This window comes from Candidatus Thermoplasmatota archaeon, assembly GCA_018814355.1.
Taxonomy (GTDB): domain Archaea; phylum Thermoplasmatota; class Thermoplasmata; order UBA10834; family UBA10834; genus COMBO-56-21.
In genome coordinates this window covers 41,503-66,119 of sequence record JAHIZT010000124.1, presented here as the reverse complement: position 1 = coordinate 66,119, position 24,617 = coordinate 41,503, and the positions used below count along the sequence as shown (strand labels likewise).

Annotated in this window: 24 protein-coding genes; 15 read left to right on the top strand and 9 right to left on the bottom strand. The window is 55.5% G+C overall.

Annotated elements, in window-relative coordinates:
* A partial coding sequence (locus KJ653_09550; GenBank protein MBU0686072.1) for a PKD domain-containing protein occupies positions 1-961 on the top strand: 961 nt, incomplete at its 5' end.
* A gap of 165 nt (positions 962-1,126) precedes the next feature.
* Here the strand turns inward: KJ653_09550 and KJ653_09545 are convergent.
* Positions 1,127-2,482 carry an aspartate aminotransferase family protein gene (locus tag KJ653_09545; GenBank protein MBU0686071.1) on the bottom strand — a complete coding sequence of 452 codons (1,356 nt, stop codon included), beginning with the start codon at positions 2,480-2,482 and terminating at the stop codon, positions 1,127-1,129.
* A gap of 177 nt (positions 2,483-2,659) precedes the next feature.
* Here KJ653_09545 and KJ653_09540 point away from each other — a divergent pair, with 177 nt between their 5' ends.
* The 4 genes from KJ653_09540 (at position 2,660) to KJ653_09525 (ending at position 6,166) form a co-directional block, all read left to right on the top strand.
* Positions 2,660-4,099 carry a trimethylamine methyltransferase family protein gene (locus KJ653_09540; protein MBU0686070.1) on the top strand — a complete coding sequence of 480 codons (1,440 nt, stop codon included), beginning with the start codon at positions 2,660-2,662 and terminating at the stop codon, positions 4,097-4,099.
* A gap of 216 nt (positions 4,100-4,315) precedes the next feature.
* On the top strand, positions 4,316-4,597 hold the full coding sequence (locus tag KJ653_09535) for an MGMT family protein (protein ID MBU0686069.1): 282 nt from the start codon (positions 4,316-4,318) through the stop codon (positions 4,595-4,597).
* Between the two features lie 118 nt (positions 4,598-4,715).
* Positions 4,716-5,813, top strand: coding sequence for a CehA/McbA family metallohydrolase (locus tag KJ653_09530; GenBank protein MBU0686068.1), 1,098 nt, complete (start codon positions 4,716-4,718; stop codon positions 5,811-5,813).
* Positions 5,814-5,881: 68 nt separating this feature from the next.
* Complete coding sequence (locus KJ653_09525; GenBank protein ID MBU0686067.1) at positions 5,882-6,166, top strand: hypothetical protein; 285 nt, start codon at positions 5,882-5,884, stop codon at positions 6,164-6,166.
* Between the two features lie 89 nt (positions 6,167-6,255).
* Here KJ653_09525 and KJ653_09520 read toward each other — a convergent pair whose 3' ends face one another.
* The 4 genes from KJ653_09520 to KJ653_09505 form a co-directional block, all read right to left on the bottom strand.
* Positions 6,256-6,495, bottom strand: coding sequence for a hypothetical protein (locus tag KJ653_09520; protein ID MBU0686066.1), 240 nt, complete (start codon positions 6,493-6,495; stop codon positions 6,256-6,258).
* A 147-nt stretch (positions 6,496-6,642) separates the two neighbouring features.
* Complete coding sequence (locus KJ653_09515) at positions 6,643-7,836, bottom strand: trimethylamine methyltransferase family protein (GenBank protein ID MBU0686065.1); 1,194 nt, start codon at positions 7,834-7,836, stop codon at positions 6,643-6,645.
* Complete coding sequence (locus tag KJ653_09510) at positions 7,800-8,135, bottom strand: trimethylamine methyltransferase family protein (GenBank protein MBU0686064.1); 336 nt, start codon at positions 8,133-8,135, stop codon at positions 7,800-7,802. The genes KJ653_09515 and KJ653_09510 overlap by 37 nt, the downstream gene beginning before the upstream one ends.
* A gap of 281 nt (positions 8,136-8,416) precedes the next feature.
* Positions 8,417-9,175, bottom strand: a complete 759-nt coding sequence (locus tag KJ653_09505) for a hypothetical protein (GenBank protein MBU0686063.1) — start codon at positions 9,173-9,175, stop codon at positions 8,417-8,419.
* A 243-nt stretch (positions 9,176-9,418) separates the two neighbouring features.
* Between KJ653_09505 and heR the strand changes: the two genes are divergently transcribed.
* Both heR and KJ653_09495 read left to right on the top strand, forming a co-directional pair.
* On the top strand, positions 9,419-10,210 hold the full coding sequence (gene heR, locus KJ653_09500) for a heliorhodopsin HeR (GenBank protein ID MBU0686062.1): 792 nt from the start codon (positions 9,419-9,421) through the stop codon (positions 10,208-10,210).
* Positions 10,211-10,373: 163 nt separating this feature from the next.
* Positions 10,374-11,327: a threonine/serine dehydratase gene (locus tag KJ653_09495; GenBank protein MBU0686061.1), complete on the top strand. Its 954-nt coding sequence runs from the start codon at positions 10,374-10,376 to the stop codon at positions 11,325-11,327.
* Positions 11,328-11,342: 15 nt separating this feature from the next.
* Here the strand turns inward: KJ653_09495 and KJ653_09490 are convergent, their stop codons facing one another.
* Positions 11,343-12,725, bottom strand: coding sequence for a monomethylamine:corrinoid methyltransferase (locus tag KJ653_09490; protein ID MBU0686060.1), 1,383 nt, complete (start codon positions 12,723-12,725; stop codon positions 11,343-11,345).
* A 189-nt stretch (positions 12,726-12,914) separates the two neighbouring features.
* Here KJ653_09490 and KJ653_09485 point away from each other — a divergent pair, with 189 nt between their 5' ends.
* Positions 12,915-13,034, top strand: a complete 120-nt coding sequence (locus tag KJ653_09485; GenBank protein ID MBU0686059.1) for a zinc-ribbon domain-containing protein — start codon at positions 12,915-12,917, stop codon at positions 13,032-13,034.
* 63 nt (positions 13,035-13,097) lie between these two features.
* On the opposite strand, the gene KJ653_09480 is transcribed toward KJ653_09485, so the two are convergent.
* Complete coding sequence (locus KJ653_09480; GenBank protein ID MBU0686058.1) at positions 13,098-13,856, bottom strand: amidinotransferase; 759 nt, start codon at positions 13,854-13,856, stop codon at positions 13,098-13,100.
* A 331-nt stretch (positions 13,857-14,187) separates the two neighbouring features.
* Here KJ653_09480 and msrA point away from each other — a divergent pair, with 331 nt between their 5' ends.
* The 4 genes from msrA to KJ653_09460 all read left to right on the top strand — a co-directional run bounded on the left by msrA (position 14,188) and on the right by KJ653_09460 (position 17,886).
* Positions 14,188-14,667 (top strand): peptide-methionine (S)-S-oxide reductase MsrA, encoded by a 480-nt coding sequence (gene msrA, locus KJ653_09475; GenBank protein MBU0686057.1) that lies wholly within the window; start codon positions 14,188-14,190, stop codon positions 14,665-14,667.
* A gap of 14 nt (positions 14,668-14,681) precedes the next feature.
* Positions 14,682-15,209: a nitroreductase family protein gene (locus tag KJ653_09470; GenBank protein MBU0686056.1), complete on the top strand. Its 528-nt coding sequence runs from the start codon at positions 14,682-14,684 to the stop codon at positions 15,207-15,209.
* Between the two features lie 143 nt (positions 15,210-15,352).
* Positions 15,353-15,754, top strand: a complete 402-nt coding sequence (gene msrB, locus KJ653_09465; protein ID MBU0686055.1) for a peptide-methionine (R)-S-oxide reductase MsrB — start codon at positions 15,353-15,355, stop codon at positions 15,752-15,754.
* Between the two features lie 95 nt (positions 15,755-15,849).
* Complete coding sequence (locus tag KJ653_09460; protein ID MBU0686054.1) at positions 15,850-17,886, top strand: DUF4910 domain-containing protein; 2,037 nt, start codon at positions 15,850-15,852, stop codon at positions 17,884-17,886.
* Between the two features lie 35 nt (positions 17,887-17,921).
* Here KJ653_09460 and KJ653_09455 read toward each other — a convergent pair whose 3' ends face one another.
* A complete protein-coding gene (locus tag KJ653_09455) occupies positions 17,922-19,271 on the bottom strand; it encodes an MFS transporter (GenBank protein MBU0686053.1) in 1,350 nt (449 codons plus the stop codon).
* Between the two features lie 105 nt (positions 19,272-19,376).
* On the opposite strand from KJ653_09455, the gene KJ653_09450 reads away from it, so the two are divergent.
* Together KJ653_09450 and KJ653_09445 are read left to right on the top strand one after the other, a co-directional pair.
* Positions 19,377-19,613 (top strand): hypothetical protein, encoded by a 237-nt coding sequence (locus tag KJ653_09450; protein ID MBU0686052.1) that lies wholly within the window; start codon positions 19,377-19,379, stop codon positions 19,611-19,613.
* Positions 19,600-21,678, top strand: a complete 2,079-nt coding sequence (locus tag KJ653_09445) for a S9 family peptidase (GenBank protein MBU0686051.1) — start codon at positions 19,600-19,602, stop codon at positions 21,676-21,678. The genes KJ653_09450 and KJ653_09445 overlap by 14 nt, the downstream gene beginning before the upstream one ends.
* 10 nt (positions 21,679-21,688) lie before the next feature.
* Here KJ653_09445 and KJ653_09440 read toward each other — a convergent pair whose 3' ends face one another.
* Positions 21,689-22,498 carry a sulfite exporter TauE/SafE family protein gene (locus KJ653_09440; protein MBU0686050.1) on the bottom strand — a complete coding sequence of 270 codons (810 nt, stop codon included), beginning with the start codon at positions 22,496-22,498 and terminating at the stop codon, positions 21,689-21,691.
* Positions 22,499-22,670: 172 nt separating this feature from the next.
* Between KJ653_09440 and KJ653_09435 the strand changes: the two genes are divergently transcribed.
* Positions 22,671-24,461, top strand: coding sequence for an aldehyde ferredoxin oxidoreductase family protein (locus KJ653_09435; protein MBU0686049.1), 1,791 nt, complete (start codon positions 22,671-22,673; stop codon positions 24,459-24,461).
* Positions 24,462-24,617: the final 156 nt, after the last annotated feature.

Here is a 24,617-nt window from a genome sequence, read left to right as displayed (position 1 = left end):
GACCGCAACCCACTCGTACGCTGCGGCTGGGACATACACGATCACCCTGACGGTGACCGACAACGACGGTCTCACAGGGTCGGACAGCAAGCCGGTCACGGTAGTTGCGGCAATCCCGCCAGTAGCGAGGTTCACACCAACTGCGAGCTACCTGAATGTCGCCGTTGACGGCTCCGCATCGTCCGATGCTGATGGAACGATAGTGTCCTATGACTGGACCTTTGGCGATGGATCGATTGCGTCTGGAATGACTGCTAGCCACTCGTACGCTGCGGCTGGGACATACACGATCACCCTTACGGTGACGGACAACGATGGTCTGACTGGATCGACGAGCCAGCAGGTAACGGTGACATTGCCGCCGCCGCCAGTAGCGTCGTTCACATACTCTGTGAGCGGCATGACGGTGAATGTCGATGCATCTGGATCGAGCGGAACCGGCCTCAGCTACGCTTGGACCTGGGGCGACGGAACGACTGGGACTGGAATGACCGCGACGCACACGTATGCCGCCGCGAAAGCGATGGTAGTCAATGGAGTCTCGGGAAGAGCTCCACCAGGAACACCCCACCCCGTCTTTGGGTTCACGACCGACGCTAACGGCAACCCAATAAACGGCTGTGTCGTGACCGTTACGGATACGAGAACAGGGGAATTCACAATCTGGGACCAAAATAACCCCGGGTTTGACCCCAACTCCAATATCTATTCGGTGGACCTGAGCGAACTCAAGCCGCTTGGCTGGACGTTTGGTGACATCCTCAATGTCACGGCGACCCAGGGCACATGGATCGGATGGAACGAGGCGCCCATCACGGACACCCTGGAAGGGTACGACCAGATTGACGTGATACTGCACCAGGCCGGACCAGCGCCTTTTGATGTGACCATCACGCTGACCGTGACGGACTCGTTCGGCCGGACCGCAACTGTGAGCCAGACGTTAACGCTCTACCCGTAAGGGCAGTCGCGAAACGCGAAGGGCAGGCCCGCATGGGAGCGGACCTGCCGCTCAAACCTCTTCCCAAATATCTTTTTCCATATCAACATCTAGCGGACGGCATAGAGAAGAAACGTTGATGGCGAGTCCCGAGCCGTGTTACTCCTGAGCGCATCGCCCACGCCATCATCGCAGCAATTCGGCTACGGATTCCTGGAACATCTCGCTATGGAGGTCGACATCCTTCTTCGTCGTGTAAGGCGATATCAGAGCCATATTGTGGAACGGGGTCATCAGAATACCTCTGTTGAGCCCCATCAGGTGCATCAGCTTCTCCAACTCCGCATCTTGATGCGCGTCCACCTCGGCCCCGTTGCGTGGTGCCCTCGGCATGAAACTGTACTCTATCCTGATCCCGAGCCGTGTCACCTGCCAGGGAAGCCTCCCAGCTTTAATCGTGTCGGCAACCCCTTGATGGAATCTCACAGCAAACGGCATCATCTTCTTGAAGTTCTTTTCAGTGTACACCTTCTGAAGAGTCGCCTTCATGGCCGCTATCGCGAGCGCGTTTCCTGAGAGAGTACCACCTATGCCGCTCTCGTCCTCGTCGTTCGCCATGTGCTCTATCACCATATCTGCAACATTCTGGCTGATGCCGTAGGCCGCGACAGGAATGCCACCAGCGAGTGGCTTGCCCATCGTCATCATGTCCGGCTCAAGTCCATACTCCCCTGTGTACCCTCCAATCCCGCAGCATAGTGTGTGGGTCTCATCCATGATGAGCAGAGTCCCGTGCTTGCGAGTCAACTTCCTCAGTTCATCGTGATAGCCGGGGTCGGGAAGTATGATCCCATGGTTCGTCATTGCTGGCTCTGCCAGCACGCACGCAACATCCTCCGGCCTCAGTGCCCGTTCCAAGGCTTTGACATCATTGAACTCGACAGCCTTCGTGGTCAGTACCGGGTCGACGGGCGCTCCCTTGTTTCCGCTCCGCAAGACCATCTTGCCCTTCTCGAGAGTGACCAGCGCCTCGTCGACGGACCCGTGATAGCAGCCGCTCATGACGAGCACTTTCTTCCTTCCCGTGGCTTCGCGTGCCAACCTGATGGAGTATCTATTGGCATCTGTCGCGGTCATCGCCATCTGCCAATAGGGAAGGCCGAACCGCCGACCCAGCTCCTCCCCCACCCATATCGAGTCCTCCGTCGGCAGCATCATCGTGATGCCGTTCCTGACCTGGTTCGTTACGGCGTCAACCACGGCTTTGGGAGAGTGTCCGAACATCGAGCCTGTGTCTCCGAGGCAGAAGTCCAAATATTCATGTCCATCCACATCGAGAACATGATTCCCCCATCCCCTTTCGACGAATATCGGGTACGGGCCGGCCCATCTGGTCATCCAGTGCATGGGTACGCCAGCCAACAGGACTGACTTCGCCCTCTTGAAGAGCGCTTTGGACCGAGGATGCTCCTTCACGAACTGCTTCTCTTCCTTCGCCAACAGCTCTCTGATTCGCATGCGCTCGATCTTCCTCATCGACATCTCCCCTACTATGGGCTCGGACTCTGAATACGACCAGCGTAGTTATTCTTTTCTGAAATGCGACATCAGAAGAACGAGAATCGTCTGGATTGCGACGGCCGAGGAGGGAAATCCTTTTCATATTCTTCCGCTTCGGGGTGGCGACGAGCTAAGCGAGCTTGCTTAGGAGGTGTTCAAGTGGCAGTAGCGCGTTTGAAGTTCCTGGACAAGGGCGAAGAAGATCTGATCGACCAGCAGAGCATGGAATGCCTTGAGACCATCGGTGTGAAGGTGAAGAGCGAGAGCGTCCTTCGAATGCTGGACAAAGCTGGAGCGCAGGTCGATTACAAGAATCAGATTGCGAGAATCCCTGAGGGCTTTGTCAGGGAAGCATTGAAAACAGTCCCGAAGAGCATGACACTTCACGCGAGGGATCCGAAGAACGACCTTAGGATCCCAGTCAGCTCATGGCCCTACGTTGGCACCACTGGCTTGGGCACGTATATCCTGGACATACAGACGGGCAAGAAGCGCGATTCCACAGTCAAGGACATAGCCGACACCGTCAGGCTCGGGGATGCGCTGACGGGGGCGGACTATGTCCAGACGAACCTCACGGCCACTGAAGTCCCTCATGCAACACACGGACTGCACGAACTCTGGACAGCGTTCCAGAACACGACCAAGCACGTCCAGGGAGTAGAGATATTCAACGCTGAGGATGCCAGGAAACAGATCGAGCTGGGAGCTTTGATCGCTGGAGGATTAGACGAGCTCAAGAAGAAGCCATACTTCACGGTGATCCACTGTTCCATCGCCCCATTGATGTTCGAACATGACGCCGTCGAAGCGCTCGTGGAGTTCGCCAAAGCAGGAGTGTCCGTTACCACCATGACCATGTCGCTCTCAGGCGGGACAGCGCCCGTCACAATGGCGGGCACGCTTGTCAATGCAAACTCGGAGAACCTAGCGAGCTTGGTCATCGGCCAAGCCGCGGCCAAGGGCGCGCGCACCATCTACTGCTCTTCATCCACCCCTGTGAACATGAAGACGGGCATGATCAACTACGAAAGCGTGAACCAGCCGCTCATAGCGGCTGGATTGGCACAGATGGCCAAGAGATACGGGCTGCCGTGCATGGTGGGGGACTGGGGGTTGAACGATTCAGAGGAACCCGGGATCCCGCACACGTTCACCGAGACCATGGGGATAGCACTTAGCACCATGTCCGGCACGGACATGCAGGGAGGAATCGGCGCGCTCGACCACGCCAAGGGAGTCGCCCTAGAACAGGAGGTCATCGACGCGTATGTTTGGGAGAACGTGAAGAAACAGATGACTCCGTTCGAGATCAGCAAGGAGACCGTAGCCCTCGATGTCACAAGGCAGGTAGGCCACGGAAACACTTTCCTAACGAGCATGCACACAATGAGGAACTTCAGGAAGGAGATCGTGATGAGGGACCCAGAGAAGGGGCGGTTCGAGGCAACGATGTCGAAGGCGATGGTGGCAGAGGCGAGGGAGATTGCTATCAGGCTACTGAAGGACCATGTCGTGCCAGCGCTGGATAGGTCAATAATCCAACAGGGAAACGAGATTATCCGGAAGAGAGAGAAGGAATTGGCTCAACGACCATGACCAAGAACACTAGGTTGGAAAATCGCCTTTCTACATTCACTCCAAGGAGCATCTTGAAGGATGGGCAGTTTCGCGGACCCCAATGACATCGTCTTTGAGATGTCATCATTTCACGTGAACAGATGATAGATCCCAGAGGCGAGGCCTGTGCGAAAGGAAGATGTGAAGACAAAGCAGGACGTAGTCCAGTACCTGAGTGAATGGTCGGAGTTCGAGATGGCGGTCTACATGGCGACATACGAGATCCCCTACGGAAAGGTTTGCACATATCAGAGAATCGCCAAGAAAATCGGAAAACCAAAGGCCATGAGGGCTGTCGCAAATACGCTGCATAACAACCCGCTCTACCCAATAGTGCCTTGTTGGCGTGTTGTCAAGTCCGATGGAGGGTTCGGGGGAGAAGAGAGGGCAGCAGCTAGCAGGAGGGAACACGTTGAGAGCGAGGGCGTCCCCATGAGAAACGGCAAGGTGGTTATCAAAGATGATACTTTGTTTTGAGGCTGAAGCAGAGGCATCCGAGGATGATTGTTGGGGGTGCCAGACCAAATCGATCAATACCGCTTCGACGATATCTTGAATCAGCTCGGGGGGAGATTCTACGATAAAGAGAACACTAGTGACCATAGCGTGTCTTGGAGCCATCTTCGTGCTGATGGGACCGTACTTCAGCAGCAATGTTCAGTCGGAAAGGGAGGCAAAAGCTCCTCGGGTTTCCTACAACATGTACTTCGGAGACCTGCACTCCCATACTGGGTACTCCGACGCCTACGAGGACAGCACCCCGTGGGATGCCTACAAGGCGGCTATCGCGGCGGGCGCTGACTTCATGTCCCTGACAGACCACGTCGCAATCTGGCACGGCTATGAGGCGTGGATCCTTGACTCAGACGAGTGGAATGACACCTTGGCAGCGGTGGACTACTACACCTCTAAGAAGTTCGTTGCGATGGCGGGCTATGAGGCTTGGCTGCTCGCGAACCTTGGGGAGATCAATGTGTACAACACGCGGGAGTTTCCTCCGTATCAACCGCAAGGAGGACAATTTGACCGGCTCCCCAATTTCTATGACTGGCTCGCGCAAGAACCAGGCGCAATCGGCCAGTTCAACCATCCGCTCTATGTCAGCGACAATTTCCAGGACTACAGCTTCTACAACGAGAACAGGGACACTGGAATGGACATCCTCGAGGTGTACAACGATGAGTTCACAGAGGACAGCTACATAATGGCGTTGGATGCAGGCTGGCACTTGATGCCCTCTGCCAACTCGGACACACACTATTCCGACTGGATTGCGGGCCATGAAATGAGGACAGTGCTCCTTGCGCCGAGCCTCACACCGGATAACCTGTACGCTGCCATGAGTGCATGCCGGGGCTACGCCACCCTCGACAAGAACCTCAGGATCTCGTACACTCTGAACGGCGCGGTCATGGGGTCTGTGCTTGCGGCGGGCGCGAGCGTCTACAAGGCATCCATCAGCATTGTGGACCCTGACAGGGTCAAGAGTGATGCCATCACCCTCGTCGAGATAATCTCCGACGGAGGGCGCGTAGTCGCGAGCGTGCCAACGAGTGGGACGACCGTTGACCTGACCATCACGTTGAGCTCCGATTCCGCTCACTACTTCTACTTGAGAGTGAGCACGGCATCTCCTTTGAATGGCGGACCCGGCGTGACGGCGTGGACAGCCCCTGTGTGGACCGGGAGATGAGCACTGCTAGGTGACGACAGAAAGGAACAAGGAGCAGGAATCACGATAGGGGTATGAGGAGAGCGCTGGTGCCCAGAGAGTCGAAGGGCCCGTTCGACGGGAAAGCCACGAGGTTCGCTACGAGTCTGGTCCTTCCAGTGGACAAGAACAGAACTGGCGAATGCAATCGATGCGGCGCCTGCTGCATATTCCTGGTCAGGTGCCCTTTCCTCGAGTTCGAAGATGGCAAGCCGAATTCGGCATCGTGCGGGGCCTACTTGATAAGGCCTCCGCAGTGCAGGAAGTATCCAAGAACGAAGCGCGAGCAGATCCATCAACCGTGTGGCTATGTCTTCAAGGACTCGACTCCATGAGACTATCTCGGTCGAAAACATCGCCCAGAGAAGAGGCATGGCACGAGGCCGCACTCTAAGCGACACACGCATTGCGGCCATCAGAAGGCTTATCGATACCTCGAGAACTTGTCCAGAAGATCGCAGATCTCGTCCGTGGCTTCCTTCGGACACAGGCCCAATTTCTCCTGCTCGAGAACATACATCCTTGCAGAATCGATCGACACCCGAGACCCTTTCGCTATGACACTTGCTACCAGAGAAGAGGCAGAGGCTTCGTCCACTTTGTAGTTGTCCATTATCTCCCTGAGCCCATACCTGAACATAGAGAGCCTGCCCTGGTTCAGCATGACGGTCTTCTCGTTCTCGCGAGGGCCGTGAGCTCTAGGTTCGTTTCTTTTTCGCCCTTTGTATTTTCCTCTGTAACCGGCCAAAGCATCTCTCCGAGCGCATATCCATACCCGTCCGTGCTACTTAAAAGTTGACTGGATACTTGGTCAAGAGCAGGACGATTCTGACCTGGCCTGGGGACTTGAGCCGCCAAGCTTGTCCACATCGTAGTCCTTGGTGTACTCCCTGATCAGGCCATTCAGGCTCTTCTTCATATCTGGCTCGAGTGGGTCAGGCGTATGAGATCTCAACAGGTTAGCCGCGCGCTCCCTTGCACGTTCCTTGACATCCTTGGCTCCGCCAGCGGTCCAGTGTCGTCTGGTGGTCCTATCAGAGAGCCTCGCCTGCGAATGCTCCCGTTTGAACTGCTTCATGGTCCTAGGGTGCTTCAGGTAGTTCCCGAGAGGGCCCGTCTTTGCGATAACGTCCACTGACAACGTCTCTTCATTGACCTCGATCCCGTCGGAGATCCGCTGGACATATGAGGCTATCTCGTCATCGATCATGAGCTGGACCAGCGAATATGCGTTGAAGGTCTCGGTCGAGCCGAGGAAAAGCTCTGCGAAATCGGCACCGGACATGGTCGCCATCAGCGCGGCCTGCATCTTCTCATAGGATGTCTGTGCGTCCACAGTCTTCGAATCGCTCTGAACCCCAATGTCGCTCGGAAGCCCGTAGAACTTGGCCATCTGGACGGATCCGACGCCTATGAGAGAGAACTCAGGAGAGCCCGTCGACGCAATGCCCGACCTCATGTCCAGAGGGCAGGATACAGAGCCGTAGACGATCTTTGGAGCCTTCGTGACGCACTTGGCTATCACTGCTGAGCTCAGGATCTCTGCGTTCTGCTGCACTAGAAGACCGGCAAGAGATGCGGGAGCTGTCCCGCCGGCAAGGGCCATGACCATTATGAACATCGGAAGATCCCATTCGGAGTACCGGAGGAGCGTCTCGAGCATTCCCTGATCGTGTCCGAGCGGACTTATCGGGTCGATGTATCCGGGGAACATCGGCTTCGTCCTCAGAAGCTCCCGGTCCCCTAGGAATATGTCTGCGATCCGCAACATCAACTCGAACTCGGATTCACCTCCCCCGCCGCCAAAGGCAGGTTTGGATGAGTTCACGAGGCCCGCGGCCCACATGACGACGCTCATTGCTGGGACGGGGACATCGCTCGGATACACAGGGATGTAGCCCAGGGCAGACGAGTCGAGCGCGTCCAAGAGTCTGCAGATACTGATGCCATCCTGAAGAGTGGCCGCCCTCACGCGCTCGGTATCAGGTTGATGTAGTACAGGCACTGCGCTCCAGGACCGAACTTGGTCCTTCCGTCCACAAAGTCGATAGAATGCTTCTCGTTGCGAGCGTGCCATTTGAAGTTCTTTCTGCAGCTATTGACTGCTTCCATGACTTTTGACTCCGGCATTCTCACGATCTTGGACTTCCTGTCGACCTCGAACCCGTTCTTCACTAGGAGGTCGAGGGTTTCGGGGGAATCGATCTTCACTCCAACATCGTCCAGGACTCTCATTGTGGCTCCGTGGACCGCTTCCAGATCGCTCTTGTCAAGAATCCTCACCATGCTCTTCCCAGAGACCAAGTTCGCATCTCCTTTCTTGGAGGATCCGGGCCGAGCGACCGACCCTCCGACTAAAGAAAACGTCCTACGTGTAGATAAAAGGGAACAGACCCCCATAGATCAGGGTAGATTCCTGCTGCGAAGGTTCATGTTCGACCGGATGCCGAAGGCATTCGACTGCCTTCTCCAGACAGCAGGTGACTGTAAACGACTCGGATACTAGGAATGACGACGACACACAAGTTGCAGGCCGCTGGATTGGATAGAGGCGATGCAAGAGACTTTAGTACCCGGCAATTGTGTTACCCAGTCTTCGCATCGGCACTCCTTGCACGCCATTTCTGCAAGATATCGTCTGGCCAAGCTGACTTCCCCCGATTGACTCTCTTGCCCTCGAGAACCTCAGCCGCGGCCTCAGCGACTTCCTGAGCGTGGGTCGCCTTCCATCCTCCATTGGCCACAAACCAGGACTTCAGAGAAGATGGCGTGAACTCCTCGCCGCCCTTCTTGAGTATTAGCAGCGCCTGAATGATCAAGTCCCTGTCGATCTGGTGCTCCATTCCTGTGGGCACGTTGACTCGATCCGAGATGTCCCTCAATGCCTCCTCAACAACCCGGTTGCTGACATGGTCCGCCTTCTTGGACCTCTTCCGGCTCCCGAGTTCCTTCGCGTTCCACGTACTTACCCAATGATCGATCTCCTGCATCGACCAAGGGACGATAAGTATGGCCGAGATATCCCTGATGGCGTCCAGGACATCTAGCATCCGCCCGTAAGGATAGAATGCCACGATGGCAGCATTGTCAGCGCTACGGACCGGTTTGAGCCTCGTTATCACATACAGCTCTCTGCCCGATACGATGGCTTTACCCTTTGTCTTCAAGTCCTTAACGGCTGATGGTCCGAGCTCCTCTGCCAGCACACCGTCTAGGTTCCTAAGCCCAGGTACCGCTACGAAACCCTTCGCTGGTGAGACCTGTAGGAGCCATTCCAAGGCTTTCTTGACGGCTCCCCTGTCGGGCCCTTCGGTTCTGATGAAATACGAAACTCTCTTTGCCATCTGTCCTAGCCAACGAATTATCTGTTGCGCCCATATAAAAGCTAGCGGTGGATATTCTCGGATCTGAGAACCACGGTCCAAGAAGATGACATGCCAAGCGTAATCGGCGATTCATTACCACATTCTTTGCTTCGTCGAGATGGCCACACCAATCGATGAAGAGGATATGAACTAAGGCAACACCTGAAGTTGAGGCAATCGAACGCCGTTTGGGAAAGGCATAATAACGACCAGAAGGTTTCGATGCTGAGGAGTGGCAATATGGCAGATGCAACGGAAGAAGTCAAGTTCGAAAAGCTGAAGAGGTTCAACCTTGTGATGGGGTTTCTCCACCTGTTTCAAGGTGGCTTGATGCTCTGGTTGAGCAACAAGTACTCGGTGCCGGTCAAAGAGACCCTGCTTGGCTATGACGCCGTGAATCAGGCCTTCACCACGGTGACGAACACGATCATCAACCTGAGACTCGGACCGATGATTGCCATGTTTCTGTTCGTTTCCGCGATTGCTCACTTCTCGGTGTCCACGTACGGTTACTCTTGGTACGTGCGGAATCTGAAGAGGGGCATCAACTATGCAAGATGGTACGAATACGCCATCAGCTCATCCATCATGATAGTGGTCATCGCGGCCCTGTGCGGCATCTACGAGCTTTCGAGCCTCATACTGATCTTCGCGCTCAACGCCACCATGAACCTGTTCGGACTCATGATGGAACTACACAACCAGACAACGAAAAAGACCAACTGGACGGCTTTTATCTTCGGTTCGTTCGCGGGACTCATATGCTGGATCGTTCTGGGCCTGTACTTCTTTGGGGCGCTTCTGACCGCGTCAGATGCGGTTCCGACATTCGTGTACTTCATCTTCGTGTCCCTCGCGATATTCTTCAACATCTTCGCCATCAACATGATCCTGCAGTACAGAGGAAAGGGCAGATGGAAGGACTACCTGTTCGGCGAGAGAGTGTACATCATCCTAAGCCTCACGGCAAAGAGCGCCCTCGCGTGGCAGGTGTTCGGCGGAACTTTGAGATGAGCGCACGACCGGGATACGCTCCCGGCCAGCAAACCATTTTCGCAAACCTCTTTTGTCCTGTTTCTAGTCACAGGTATTCTTTGGCTTCCATCTCAAAGGTTAATACAACGTGTATCGTTTCAGGCTGCGCTGGATACGAATCGAAGCCGTCCGGAGTTGAGCAATGGTGAGCACAACAGCGGTCGACGTCTTGAAGGCGAGGAGGGTTTTGACTGGCCTAGTCAACAGGACCCCGCTGACTCACTCGAAGGCGCTGAGCGATATCAGCGGAGCCGAGATATATCTGAAGTGGGAGAACCTGCAGATGACAGGATCGTACAAACCCCGCGGAGCGCTCTTTAGGATGAGTCTGCTTACACCCGAGGAGAGGAATGGAGGCGTTGTCACCGCCTCCGCAGGCAACTGGGCGCTAGGAGTCGCACTAGGGGCGAGGAACCTTGGCATCAAGGCAACGATATGCGTTCCTGCAAACACTCCAAGAGTCAAGGTCGAGAGATGCAGGGCGCTCGGAGCCGAGATCGTTCTACACGGCAGATACTTCGATGAGGCGTATACGTATTGTCAGGAGCTGGCCAAGAAGAGCAGCAGGCCGTACTTGTCCGGGACAGATGACTACAACGTGTTCGCCGGCCATGGGACTGTCGGTCACGAGATACTCGAAGACCTGCCTGATGTCGAGACCATCCTGTGTCCCGTAGGGGGAGGGGGTCTCCTTACAGGCACCGCAGTCTGGGCAAAGACCGTCAATCCGAAAATCAGGATCGTGGGGGCGCAGTCGACCGCTGCCCATACTTTGCACGAATGCTTCAGAGCAGGAAAGCTCGTCGAGGTCCCTGTACCTCCGACGATCTGTGAGGGACTGGTAGGCGGCATAACGCAGCTCAATCTAGATCTAGCCCTTAAGTGGTTCGACGACATCGTTCTCGCTGATGAGGAGAAGCTGAAAAGCGCGATTCTGTGGCTGCTGAAGAACGAGCGTCAGGTGGTCGAAGGTTCCGCTGTGGTCGGGCCGGCGGCGATAATGCAAGGGAAGATCAAGCTAGAAAAAGGAGAGAAGGTGGCCGTTGTAATCTCGGGCGGTAACATCGACATGGAGACGCTTGGCCTACCGTCATGAGTCTGACCTATGGACCTATTCCTCAGGCCTCAGCTCCACTCCTAGGTCCAGCATCTCCTTCTTGAACTTCCTCACGACCGCGCTATGCTCCTTGGTGGGCCTCCGCTTCTCAGAATCCCAGCACTCCCAGAGCGTCTTTCCCAGAGGTGGATTCGGGAGCTTCTTCTCGTACTTCTTCAATAGGCTTTTGACAATCTCATTTGCCTCTTGCAGCTTGATCCCCGCAACTGCGTGCGCCACCTCGCCAGAGATTCTTGGCTCGACAGGCGACATCCTGTCCTCGTATTTGTTCTGCGCCGCGCCTACTGACTCGACTGAGAGCCCAGATGCTACTGCCGAAATCGCAGAAGCCGAGGTCTCCTGAAGGACCATGGGCGTGGCCGGACCCGCAGCTGTGTAGTTCAGGCTCAGGCTGAGCAGGTGGGTGTTCCTGCTGATCGCCTGGCCCATCGCGCTTATGATCCAAAGCATGTCCCTGCTGCTGTTCGAGACGTACTTCAGATGTAGCGGGAACGGTATCAGATAGCTCGTCTGAAGGGTCAGTAGGCCCATCATATGGCTCGCGACGGTCGTGACGGCAGTCCCCTCGGGTCCGCCTGAATATCCACCCATGAGAGGGGCGAAATCCATGCCGATTGGAGCACCCATCGACAAGGCCACCGTGACCTTGTTCAGCCTGTCGAAATCTATCTTCATCGGGTCCATGCTCGCAATCATGAAGCCGTCCGATGGCCTCAGGCCGTACTTGGGATGCATCGCAGCCGCAAGAGCGATGGCGGATTCCGCTGTGGAGAGAGTGTTCATGAACGGAATGCCCTGTCTGCCTGCTCTGTTGCACGCTTCCCGGCCCAGCGCTGCGCTCCTCATTGCGCCCAGAACCTCAAGGGGAGACCTCGGCCTGATCCTCATTCCGCCCACGCGCGTCAAGGCTGGCGTCGTGATGGCATCGACCTCGGGTATCTCAGCGTAACCTTCCATTAGAGTCGCGAACGCCTCATCACCGGAGACCGCTCCTCCGGCGGCGCCCAATAGGCACCATGGCTTCGTCCTGTCCCCGATCTTCCTTGGCATGAAGGTCTTCCTATCCTTACCCTCGCCCATCTCGAGTCTGTCAGGAGCGTTCCTGAGAGCGGTCCTTACCTCCGATTCGGTGAACGAGATCACTCTACCGCTGTCTATGCAATAAGCGCCCACATCAACCAACAGCTCCAAACCGGCCTCGAAGAGATCGTCCGCGAGGGAGTTGTCGCTCGGGACCGGGTTCTCTGGGTCGTACCTGATCTTGAATTCCCTGACTTTCTCCTGGACCTTCGGGGCGAACCTCCTGAGCTGGTAGTCGTTTTCGCTCAGAGGCAGACCTGTCAAGGCCTTCTCCATGACATCGAGTATCTGTACCATCGCGCTCACCTCCCACGCCAAAAGCGTTCATCGGGTCCTGTCTACATTCGACAGACTGCTAACTGACTCGATTCCCCACCTCTGGCCGATTGGTGCATAGACCTCGCTCCATATATCCTTTGATGGTTCACTAACTGATAATCGTGCCGAAAACCATATATGACCTCCACAGAGAATCTCATCTCGGAAGTGGTTGCTACGAGATGCCCTCATTGTGGAGCTCACAACGAACACAAGGACAGTTATTGCGCACGTTGCGGTATGGAACTCTACCATCACGAAGAGGCCAACGGCTGGGTGAAGCACTAGCGCAAGCGTGGTCTGATTCTACAGAGAATCGTGGTGCAGCAACCTCTCTATGAATCGCATCTTCTACAGAAGAAGCGACAAGCATGTCAAAGCTCCACCGCATTTCTCGAATTCGCTCATGTCCATTGAGACGACTTTGAACCCAGCTTTGCAGACTAGCTCCAGCGCACGCGGGCGGCCCGCGGGCATGATCACCGTATCTCCGACTGTGAGCGTGTCGGCTGCGTACTCCTCGTCCTCGGGGACTATGATTGCAGACAGATCCCTAAGTGCGACGTGCTTGGCGTATCTCTGTGTCGATATCACCGTGTCCCTGCCCAATGACGTAACGTAGTTCTTCAGGTGCATGATCCCGGGGTCCACAATCGTATCAACTCTGACCTCGAGCCATTTTCTCATCTGTGAAACGCCTTCCTGGTTCGTTCGCTCGCTGACACCGCTAAGCAGCCGATCGTTGAAGTGCACAACATCCCCGCCTTCGACAGTCGCGGGAGTCGTCGCCCGTTTCGTTCTGACATACTGCTTCAGGACCTCCTCGATAGCGCTCTCCTCTCCGCGCCTGCTCTCTGCCCCCATACGGCAGATCAACGACTTCTTGCCGTGGACTACAGCATTGTCCTCCACAAAGCACGCATCCGCGTGCCCGTCGTCCGGCGGGACGGATATGATTTCCAGGCCCAGGTCAGTGAGTGTCTTTCTGTAACGGGCGTGCTGCTCTCTGACAAGAACCATATCTATGGTGTCTCTCAAGCGATGACAGGAAATGCACTGTGTGTAGTTCTTCCCTGGTTCACGGACAATCGCGCGTTTCGGTTCTATCATATGGTCCCCCACCCTGCTAGTCCGACGAAGTGGCCCGGATCATTCCTGGCACGTCAAGGGAGCATGAAACAGATATCATTTGTGTTCCTGCGTGATCTGCCAGCCCATTACCGACAGCGCTACCAACAGATAGCCGATTGCGAACACGAGTAGGAATATCATCGGAAGCATCAGCATAACGAAATCCGCCAGGTCCCCGAGATTTGGGTGTTCGTGTCTTCATCGTGTCAGTCAACATGATAAAGCGGAGATTGGTCGTCTAGGTCAATGTCCTCAGTCACGCGAGTATTGGGGGAAAAGGTAATCCCACAGCCTCTCATAATCCTGAAACATGACTGAGCGAGCCACGTTCGCAGCGGGCTGTTTCTGGAGAGTCGAAGAGGCTTTTCGAAAGGTCAACGGGGTCAGGTCGACGACCGTTGGATACACAGGAGGGACCACAAGGAATCCAACCTACGAGGAAGTGTGCACGGACAAGACGAGCCATGCAGAGGTCGTGCAGGTGGAATACGACCCATCAGTGGTGTCATATGAGGACCTGCTCAAGGTCTTCTGGGAGTCGCACGACCCCACAACACCGAACCGGCAGGGCCCCGACTTCGGCTCGCAGTACAGGTCAGCCATATTCTACCATGACGAAAAGCAGAAGACAGCCGCCATAGCCTCCCGGGACAAACTCCAGAGCTCGGACCGGTTCAATAAGAAGCGCATCGTTACGGAAATCGTGACCGCAAAGGAGTTTTACCGGGCGGAGGATTATCATCAGCAATATCTGCAGAAGCGCGGCCTTGCTCATTGCCGCCTCTGCTGAGGAGTGTGTTAGATTTGGAAGTCTTCGAGGCGATTGAGAGGAGAAGGTCAGTGAGAGCGTATGATTCCCGGCCGGTGCCGGACGATGTCCTGATGAAGGTACTTGAGACGGGAAGGATCGCTCCGTCTGCCTCCAACATACAGCCGTGGCATTTCATCGTGGTCAAAGACCCTGAGAGGCGGAAGGCGCTATCGGACGGGAAATGGGCGAAGTTCCTCACAGAATCACCTGTCGTCATAGTCGGGTGCGGGAACAAGAAGAAATCTCCTGGATGGAATGTGATCGATGTGACGATCGCGATGCAGCAGATGGTCATCGCTGCGACTGCGGAAGGTCTGGGCACATGCTGGATAGGCAGCTTCTACGAGAATAGGGTAAGGAAGGCTCTCAAGGTTCCTGAGGAGCTCAGAATCGTCGCCATGCTCGCGGTCGGATACACTAGAGAGAAGCTGGACCTCACCGCGAAAGTCGCGAGATCGCGCAACAGGAAGAAGATGGACGAGATCCTGAGCTACGAGGAATTCGGGATGAACAAGAACTGAGGGCCGAGCGGCCGACTCAGTCATCATGGCTGGGACCGTACGAATCGGATCGAGCTCGATCTGGCCATCAGGACTACAGTTGTTCCGAGGGCGCAGCCTATCGGGGAAATGATTAAACTACATAGCTCGCTGGCTTGGCAACGATGATCAAGATCAAGAAGACCGACGAGGAATGGAAGAAGACATTGACTCCAGACCAATTCAGAGTCCTAAGGCAGAAGGCGACCGAGAGACCCTTCACTGGTGAGTATGTGGACAACAAGAAGGAAGGGGTCTACAAGTGCGCCGCCTGCGGAAACGAGCTTTTCATATCCGAAACGAAGTTCGATGCAGGCTGCGGCTGGCCTAGCTTCTACGCACCCAAAGACGAAGAGAAGATGGAGTTCAAGCTCGACTTGAGTCTATTCATGAGAAGAACCGAAGTACTGTGCAGCAAATGCGGAAGTCACCTCGGACACCTGTTCGACGACGGGCCAGCTCCGACAGGACAGAGATACTGCATCAACTCTGCAGCGCTCAAGTTCGAAGAGGAAAAGGACAAGTGATCAAGCCCATGTGCGGCCGGTTCACGCTGACCCATATCCACGGATATTGGCAACCTTCTTATGCATAGGAGCCTTTGAGAATCTCAGGTTTGTCGATGGATTTCAGCAAGGCAGTCAAGGAGGAGCTCTCCGGGAGCATCGCGAGATCGTATGTCACCCAGATCTCAAGGTTCCACAGGATCCAGGGGTCGACGATGTATCACGACGCTGCAGAATACGTTCGTAGCGAAGCGAGAGGGCTAGGGCTCAAGGATGCGCGAATTGAACGGTTCGTTGCTGATGGCAAGTGCCGATACTGGACGTATCTTTCTCCGGTCGGATGGACAGTCAGACGCGCAGAGCTAAGGATCCTGGAGCCTGAGAACAGGCTTCTTGCAAGGTACGAGGACATCCCTCAGAGCCTTCACACTTTCAGCAACGGTACTCCGAAGGACGGGATCACAGCCGGGCTCGTCGATGTTGGATCCGGCATGAGATCTGAGGACTACAAAGACAAGAGCGTGAAAGGGAAGATCGTCCTCGCGACCGGCAGAGCAGATAGAGTACATGAGGAAGCGGTTTTCAAACGTGGGGCAGCGGGCGTGATCACCGACTCAATCGCGATCGAACTACCACATGTCAGGGAGACTCTTGACCTCCCGGACGCGCACTCCTACAACGGCATCTGGCCCAAGGGAAAGGAGATCAAGAAGACCAGGTTCGGATTCTCGATATCCAGACGCCAAGGAACCCAGATTCGCAAGTTCCTCTCAAGCGGCAAGAAGGTCAAGCTTCTTGCCAGTGTCGACGCGAAGCTGTTCTCTGGCTGGGAGGAGGTTGTGACCGCGACCATACCCGGAACCGCCAAATCGAAGGATGAGGTGTTCGTCATCGCCCACCTTTGCCATCCAAAACCCAGCGCAAACGACAATGCGTCTGGAAGCGGAACGCTCCTAGAGATTGCGAGGACGATCATGCGTCTTATCGAGTCTGGGAAGATCAACAGGCCCTTGAGAACAATCAGATTCCTCTGGGTCCCGGAAACACTCGGCACCGTAGCCTACCTGGAACGGCATACTGACGCGCATGACAGGTTCGTTGCGGGCGTTAACCTCGACATGGTCGGTCAGGACCAGGAGCTCTGCGGATCGACCCTGAATCTGACCCGTACGCCTGACTCGTTGCCATCGTACCTGAACGATTTCGTTCTCTCGCTGATAGAGCAATCGATCACGGTGTACGACAAGGGGACAGCACACGGCTCAGCTAGCACTTTCCGATACGCTAGCACAACGTTCAGCGCCGGCAGCGACCACGCGGAGTTCGACGATACGACCGTAGCGGTCCCGTGCGTAAGCATGACCCAGTGGCCCGACCTGTTCTACCACACGAGCGAGGACACGATCGACAAGGTGAGCGAAGACAGCCTGAAGAGAGTCGGATGGATAACCACTATGGCTGCGCTCATGCTGGCAAATGCAGACAGGACAACGGCGTACAGGTTCGCGAGCAAGACGGTGGCAAAGGGCCTGAGCAGGATCTCTGAGGAAGGCCACGCTGCTGCAGAGGAGCTTTTCAAGAAGAGCCAAGAACACACGATCAAGAACAAGCCCTCAGAGCTGGCGAGATCCGCAGAGTACCACAGCAACAGGCTGCAGCATGTGATCTGGCGCGAACAGCAGGCTGTCAGATCAGTGAACAGGCTGACCGATGACCCGGAGCTCGATGCTGTTGTGGAACGACATTGCAGGGACATCATGAATCACGGCCGGAAGGAGCTTACGAAACTGGCAGAGGCGGCTGAATTCGTCGCCAGGACCGCGGCAATGAAGATTCCATCGAGACTGAAGAAGACAAAAGCTGACAAAGAGGCGAAGAGACTGGTCCCGAAAAGGATGTTCAAGGGGACTCTGAATCTCGAAATACTCATGGAAACGCTGAGCGAGAAGGAGTATGACTGGTACCGCCATCTTGACGAGGGCGACTACAACTCCGGCAACAAGATGTACGAGCTGCTCAATTTCATGGACGGGAAGAAATCGCTTCATGAGATCGTCAAGGCGGTCTCGTCAGAGTATACACCGATGGACATGGAGATGGCGCTTAGGTTCGTAAGGGACCTGAAGAGCAGCAAGCTCGTGAAGTTCGTCTGAGCGAAGACCCTACATTCCTTATGCCAAGATCTCAGTCAGAGGCCGTTGGGAGAATCCCTTCGCACCTTTCCCCTAGCCAGTGAGGCGAACACTCCGACAAAGCACATGGCAGCGAAGATCGTGAATGAAAGCCGGAAGCTCTTGAGGAACTCTGGCGCCAACTCGTGCGTCAGGTCCGTGCTCCCGATATATAGGGAGATGAAGAGCGTGGCTATTCCCAGGCTGAGTACCTGGCCAACCAACCTCATGGTTCCCACGGTCGACGAAGCCACTCCATAGGATTTCTTCTCGACAGAGCTCATGATCGCGTTCATGTTCGGGGACGAGAAGAGAGCAAAACCGAACCCGAGGACAGCGAGCGAAGCGATGATGACCCAGAGGGAGGTTTCCTCTGCCGTGAAGGAAAGCAGCACTAGGCCGACTGCGCTGATAGCCATGCCGATGGATGAGATGATCTGCGGCTCGACGATGTCGGAGAGCCTTCCCGCCAGCGGTGAGAAAGCAGCCATAACGACCGGCTGGGCAACGAGTATGAGGCCTGCCTCCTCCGGCGTGAGTTCCTTCACATATTGCAGGTACAGGCTCATCAGGAATGTGACCGCAAAGGTCGCGCTATAGTTTATCAGGGCTGCCATGTTGGAGAAAGCGAAAGCCTTGTTGCGCCTGAAGAGGGCCATGTCCAGGACCGGGTTCTGGAACCGAGACTCCCAGTACACAAACACACCCATGCCAGCGACCCCTGCCAAGGAAATGGTCACGCCAAGAAGGTCCGGAAGAAAGGAGAATCCGAGTATCACTCCCGTGAGTGATAACGCGTAAATGACGGACCCTCCAAAATCAAAGGCCTCACCCTTTGCGTCCGCCCACTCCCCTTTCAGTCGCCTGGAGGCCACGATTATCACAGTCGCCGCGAACGGGAGTATGAACACGAATATGCTCCTCCATCCGAGAATGCCAGTCAGGAACCCTCCGAAAGACGGGCCAACAGACAGTCCCACATATGTCACCGCGACGGTGAGCCCCAATACCTTTCCTCTCTCTTGAGGAGGGTAGACCGATGTGAGGAGGGCGATTGAGGTCCCGAAAACCATGGCGCTTCCGAGGCCCTGAAAGATGCGAGCTCCGATGAGAATCCATGAGGACGGCGCGATGGCACATAGGACGCTGGCGATTCCGACAACCCACATCCCGAGAATAAACACCCTCTTTCGACCGTGGATGTCGGCCAGCTTTCCGAAGGGAACCATGAAAACAGCGGCCGAGAGAAGGTACGATGTAGCCACCCAGGTCAGCAGAACGGCGTCCATCTCGAATTCGTCCGCGATCGAAGGCAACGCCACATTGATTGAAGACGCCATGAAGGGTGCGAAGAACGAGCTCAACATGGCCACGACAAGGGCCGATCTCTTCTCGGTCTGACCATCCACCTAGCTCACCGGCTCACATGGACTGATTCTAGACCATGCTCAATTCCGGATATCAATGTTTACATGTATTTCGGAGACCACTGGGTTGGCTTCGACAAGACGGATGCTCATAGGTGGTCCGCGCTTTTCCAGAGGCTTCGTTCGGATGAGGATTTCCCAGGAACGGGAATAGATGATGGCACGGCCATGGGAGCGGAGCTGAAAGCGAACAAGGACCTCAGGAAGTCGCCAAAGAAGGAGACTATCAACGCTTTCTTTATTAGTCGTGCGACAATGTCGATGAGCGATGAGCAGAGATGAGACACTTCGGCCGCCCGTGGCCAGAAAAGTCCCCAAGAAGCTTGAGGCGCACAGCGATGTACGGACAGACGACTACCACTGGATCCGGGACAGGGGCAATCCAGGAGTGATCGAGTACATCGAGGCTGAGAACCGCTACGCACTCGACTTCATGAAGCACACAGAGGCTTTGCAGAAGAAGCTCTTCGAGGAGATGAAGAGCAGGACCAAGGAGACAGACTGTTCGGTTCCTGAGAGGATCGATGATTACTACTATTACACGCGAACGGAAGCCGGCAAGCAGTATCCAATTCACTGCAGGAAGAAAGGATCTCTCGATGCAGACGAGGAGATTATCCTCGACGAGAATCTGGTCGCCAACGGGAACGTTTTCTTCAGAGTCAACCTCGTGAAAATGAGTCCTGATCACAACCTGATGATGTTTCTTGCCGACACGAACGGCTCTGAGAAGAACACGCTCTACGTCAAGGACCTCAGAACGGGACGACTCCTCAAGGATCAGATCGTCGAGACCTCGAGCGCGGAATGGGCCAGCGACGACAGAACCATCTTCTATTCGGTGATGGACAATGAGTACAGGCCGTACAAGGTTTTCAGGCATGTCCTAGGCATGGACCCAAAGCACGATGTGGAGGTCTATCACGAGAAGGATGCAGGATTCTACTACATGGATATCGCGAAGACCAGATCGAGAACCTACATCCTGATCACGGTCGAGAGCGCGACCACCTCCGAGGTACATTATGTCCGTTCTGACAGGCCAACAGACCCGTTCACGCTCATGCGTCCGAGGAAGCACGGGATGGAATACTTCGCCGTGCACCACGACGACCGGTTCTTTATTGTGACCAATGAGAACGCCATCAACTTCAAGATCATGGAAGCACCGACATCGGATCCGACCGCCAAGAACTGGAAGGAGCTGGTACCTCACAGGAAAACGGTCGCTATCGATGTCAGCGACCCGCACCCGTGGGTCGAGGCTTTCAAGGACCACCTTGTCGTGTTCGAGAGGGAGAACGCCCAGGGAAGGATACGAGTCTACGACCTCAAGGACAAGGACTCGCACCTGATCAACTTTCCAGAGTCAGTCTACTTCGTGATGCCGATGGAGAACGCAGACCCGAAATCGAACAGATTCCGGTTCAAATACTGGTCGTTGGTCACTCCCACGAGTGTATATGAATATGATCTCAAGACCAGAACACTCGAGCTGATGAAACAAGATGAAATCAATGGATACGACCCGACTGACTATGTACAGGAAATGGTTTTCGCGACAGCGAAGGACGGCATCAGGATACCGATCTCGCTCGTCCGCCACAAGGAGCTCAAGAAGAACGGGAAGAACCCGGCCTACCTCTATGGATACGGGGCATACGGCACTTTCGAATGGGCCGGTCCAAGGTTCAACACGATGCTGGTGAGCCTGCTCTCACGCGGATTCGTCTGTGCCAACGCGCACATACGCGGGGGCGGGGATATGGGCAGGGGTTGGCACGCTGACGGCCGGATGCTCATGAAGATCAACTCCTTCACGGACTTCATCGCGTGCGCGGAACACCTGATCGTGGACGGGTACACTTCAAGCGACCGACTGGTGGTAAGAGGGAGGAGCGCGGGAGGGCTGCTCATGGGTGCGATCACCAACATGCGCCCGGACCTGTTCAAAGTCGTCGTGGCGGAGGTACCGTTCGTCGATGGCGTGACCACCATGCTCGATCCGACAATACCGATGACTGTCGGCGAATTCGAGGAGTGGGGGAACCCTGCGATCAAGGAACACTACCACAACATTAAGGAATACTCGCCCTACGACAATGTGGCGGCGAAGGCATATCCCAACATGCTGATCACTTCCAGCCTGAACGACACTCGGGTGCCCTACTGGGAGCCTGCTAAATGGGCGGCGAAGCTGAGGGCGCTAAAGACCGACGACAATATCCTGCTGCTCAAGACAGGGATCGTGGAAGGACATGCAGGCGCATCTGGAAGGTACGACTACCTGAAATGGTTCGCGTTCATGTACGCGTTCATACTCGACCGGTTCGGGATGAGAGAGTAGGACCGACCGCTCATTGAAACAATAGGCTGTAAATCATCCACGTAGCCGCGAGGTAAGCGCCGCATGTGAAGATCGTCTTCACCACAGGTGTCTCTAGCTTCTGCAGTCCCCATGTCGACCCTATGATCGCCATTATGAAGACGATGGGAGCAAGAACCAAGGCCAACTGGTATTGGATGACTACCCCCTCCTCGGCACTGATAACATATGCGATGAATGCGGCTGGAGTGAGGATAGCGCCCAGAAGTGCTGATGTCCCAATCGCCTTCCTCGGCTCGAACTTGAAGACATAGATGATGAGCGGGACGCTGACCACTCCGCCTCCGATCCCGAAGCTCCCAATCAAGAATCCTGTGAGGATGCTCACACCTATCCCTGCCAGCTTGCGCCTAAAGGTGAAGCTCGTTGGGCTGATCATGTTATCCTTCTTCGCCATGTATATATCGTAGATCATCTTCGTTGCGACGACGACGAGCAGTGTCGCGAACCCTGCCTTGACGACCCACTCGTCGACTCCCAAGGTGAAGAAGACACCTGCGACCACCCCAATGAGACCAGCAGCCGCAAGCAGCAGTCCCAACCTGAAGTCCACCAGGTGCTTCTTGCTGTGGGCGTATGTCGAACTGAGCATCGTGACGAAAGCGAATGTCAGGGAGAGCGGGACGATCTCCTTCATGGAAAGGCTGACGAAGAACACGAGCATGATCGGCACGTAGAGCTGGCCGCCTCCAAGGCCCAGGTTGGAGTAGAAGAACGCCACGGTGGCGATGAGTATTGCCACGATGATGATGGACTCGACGCTCAGACCGTCAAAGACCATACGCGTGTGAACAAATCCTGCGTATTAAATGAGTGTGTTTGTACAGACGTTCGAACAATCATCACTTTTGATGAATTCGGTGCGAACAATCACCAAACAAAATTGAAATGCCCCAAATCCTTTTATATTCTATAGCAATTCGTTCGACGGCCAAAGATGGGGGCTTTGTATCATGAAGCTACTGAGGGTCGATCTCACAAGTGGGAAGTTCGCGGACCAAGAGGTTTCGGAAGAGGACGCACACAAGTACCTGGGCGGCAGGGGACTGGCCGCAAAGATCCTGTACGAAGAGAACAAACCCAGGATCGACGCGTTCGACCCAGAGAACCGGCTCATATTCATGGCTGGACCTTACACGGGCACATACGGGTCCTTCACGGCATTCTACAATGTCACGACGAAATCTCCGCTGACCGGGGCGATCCTTTCCGCTCACTCGGGTGGTCACTGGGGGCCGATGTTCAGGAAAACTGGCTACGACGGCATCGTGTTCAGGGGGAAGTCGCCCATACCAGTCTATCTCCTTATCACAGACAAGGGAGGTGAGCTCAAGGACGCATCTGACATCTGGGGCAAGGACGTCTTCGAGACCATCGACGACCTGCAGAAAAGGCACGATAAGGCCAGGGCGGCCGTCATCGGTCCCGCGGGAGAGAAGTTCATCAGGTACGCCGCAATAATGAACGACCATCACAGGGCTGCGGGGAGAGGCGGTGTCGGAGCGGTGATGGGCTCCAAGAACCTGAAAGCCGTCGTCGTCCACGGGACGAAAGAGGTCCCTCAGGCGGACGCGGAGAAGCTCAAGGAGACTTTCAAAACCGCGACTGCGACCGTGAAGGAGAAGTCACAGGCGTTCGCGAAGTACGGCACATCCATGGTCGTGGGAATCACTGGCAAGGCCGGAACGATCCCGACTCGCAACTTCCAGACAGGCAACTTCCCCGAGTACGAGAAGATCGGCGGGGATACCCTGGTGAACAACTACAAGACCAAGGATACGGCCTGCGCCAGATGCCCGCTCCACTGTGGGAACATGACCAAGGCCGACAAGGAGTACAAGGTGGAGACGGAAGGTCCTGAGTATGAGACTCTTGCCATGTTCGGCTCCAACCTCGGCAACTCGAACATTGAATCGATCATGATGGCGAACAGCCTCTGCAACAAATATGGCATGGACACCATATCGTGCGCGGACACAATAGCGTGCGCGTACGAACTGTTCGAGATGGGAATCATCACCGAGAAGGACACGGGCGGGCTCAAGCTCAAGTGGGGCGACCACGCGGCCATGGTGAAGCTCGTCGAGATGACCGGCAAGAGGGAGGGCTTTGGCAAGCTCATAGGCGAGGGTTCGAGGCGGCTTGCTGCGAAATACGGTCCTGAGGCCGGGAAGTACGCTATGAATGTGAAGGGAATGGAGTTCCCTGGCTATGACCCGAGAGGGATCCAGGGCATGGCCCTGGCGTTCGCAACATCTACAAGGGGCGCGTGCCACCTTAGAGCGACCATGTACGTCCCCGAGCTGTTCCAGGGGAAGCTCGACAGGTTCACGGTGAAGGGCAAATCACCCGTTCTGAAGGACCTGCAGGAACTGTTCACCTTGTACGACTGCATGATTCTGTGTAAGTTCGGAGCACGGAATGCGTTCGCCAACTCTTGGGACGAGATGGTCACGCTCGTTAACGCAGCCACGGGCTTCGGATACAACGTGGACGAGCTCAGGAAGGTCGGTGCGAGATCGTGGACCATGGAACGTCTTTTCAACCTCAGGGAGGGATTGGGCAAGAAGGACGACACTCTGCCTGAGAGACTGTTCACGCTCCCGATAGACGACGGGCCCTCCAAAGGAGCAGTGGTGAACAAGGCCGACTTCGACAAGGAGCTTGAAGAGTACTACAAGCTCTGGGGCTGGACGAGCGATGGAGTCCCGACCAAGGACGCCCTCGACAAGCTCGGAATGTGACCTTAGGATGGGCACAGATTCGGCTCCCTGCAAACCAGATCGAATGGAGATTCGAACATTGACTCGCGCTCATAAGTCGAAATGTGCGAGGGCCCGGGTGTCGGCCCGGAACTTGCCAGTGATTGAGGGATGGAGCTAGAATCCTCAAATCCAGAT

Bases quoted from the DNA above. Each gene is read 5' to 3' on its own strand.
- KJ653_09490 (MBU0686060.1), bottom strand. From the start codon at position 12,725: ATGGTACAGATACTCGATGTCATGGAGAAGGCCTTGACAGGTCTGCCT.
- heR (MBU0686062.1), top strand. From the start codon at position 9,419: ATGCTGAGGAGTGGCAATATGGCAGATGCAACGGAAGAAGTCAAGTTC.
- KJ653_09480 (MBU0686058.1), bottom strand. From the start codon at position 13,856: ATGATAGAACCGAAACGCGCGATTGTCCGTGAACCAGGGAAGAACTAC.
- KJ653_09450 (MBU0686052.1), top strand. From the start codon at position 19,377: ATGTATTTCGGAGACCACTGGGTTGGCTTCGACAAGACGGATGCTCAT.
- KJ653_09440 (MBU0686050.1), bottom strand. From the start codon at position 22,498: ATGGTCTTTGACGGTCTGAGCGTCGAGTCCATCATCATCGTGGCAATA.
- KJ653_09445 (MBU0686051.1), top strand. From the start codon at position 19,600: ATGAGCAGAGATGAGACACTTCGGCCGCCCGTGGCCAGAAAAGTCCCC.
- KJ653_09505 (MBU0686063.1), bottom strand. From the start codon at position 9,175: ATGGCAAAGAGAGTTTCGTATTTCATCAGAACCGAAGGGCCCGACAGG.
- KJ653_09535 (MBU0686069.1), top strand. From the start codon at position 4,316: ATGGCGGTCTACATGGCGACATACGAGATCCCCTACGGAAAGGTTTGC.
- msrA (MBU0686057.1), top strand. From the start codon at position 14,188: ATGACTGAGCGAGCCACGTTCGCAGCGGGCTGTTTCTGGAGAGTCGAA.
- KJ653_09460 (MBU0686054.1), top strand. From the start codon at position 15,850: ATGGATTTCAGCAAGGCAGTCAAGGAGGAGCTCTCCGGGAGCATCGCG.
- msrB (MBU0686055.1), top strand. From the start codon at position 15,353: ATGATCAAGATCAAGAAGACCGACGAGGAATGGAAGAAGACATTGACT.
- KJ653_09455 (MBU0686053.1), bottom strand. From the start codon at position 19,271: ATGTTGAGCTCGTTCTTCGCACCCTTCATGGCGTCTTCAATCAATGTG.
- KJ653_09520 (MBU0686066.1), bottom strand. From the start codon at position 6,495: ATGCTGAACCAGGGCAGGCTCTCTATGTTCAGGTATGGGCTCAGGGAG.
- KJ653_09545 (MBU0686071.1), bottom strand. From the start codon at position 2,482: ATGTCGATGAGGAAGATCGAGCGCATGCGAATCAGAGAGCTGTTGGCG.
- KJ653_09495 (MBU0686061.1), top strand. From the start codon at position 10,374: ATGGTGAGCACAACAGCGGTCGACGTCTTGAAGGCGAGGAGGGTTTTG.
- KJ653_09435 (MBU0686049.1), top strand. From the start codon at position 22,671: ATGAAGCTACTGAGGGTCGATCTCACAAGTGGGAAGTTCGCGGACCAA.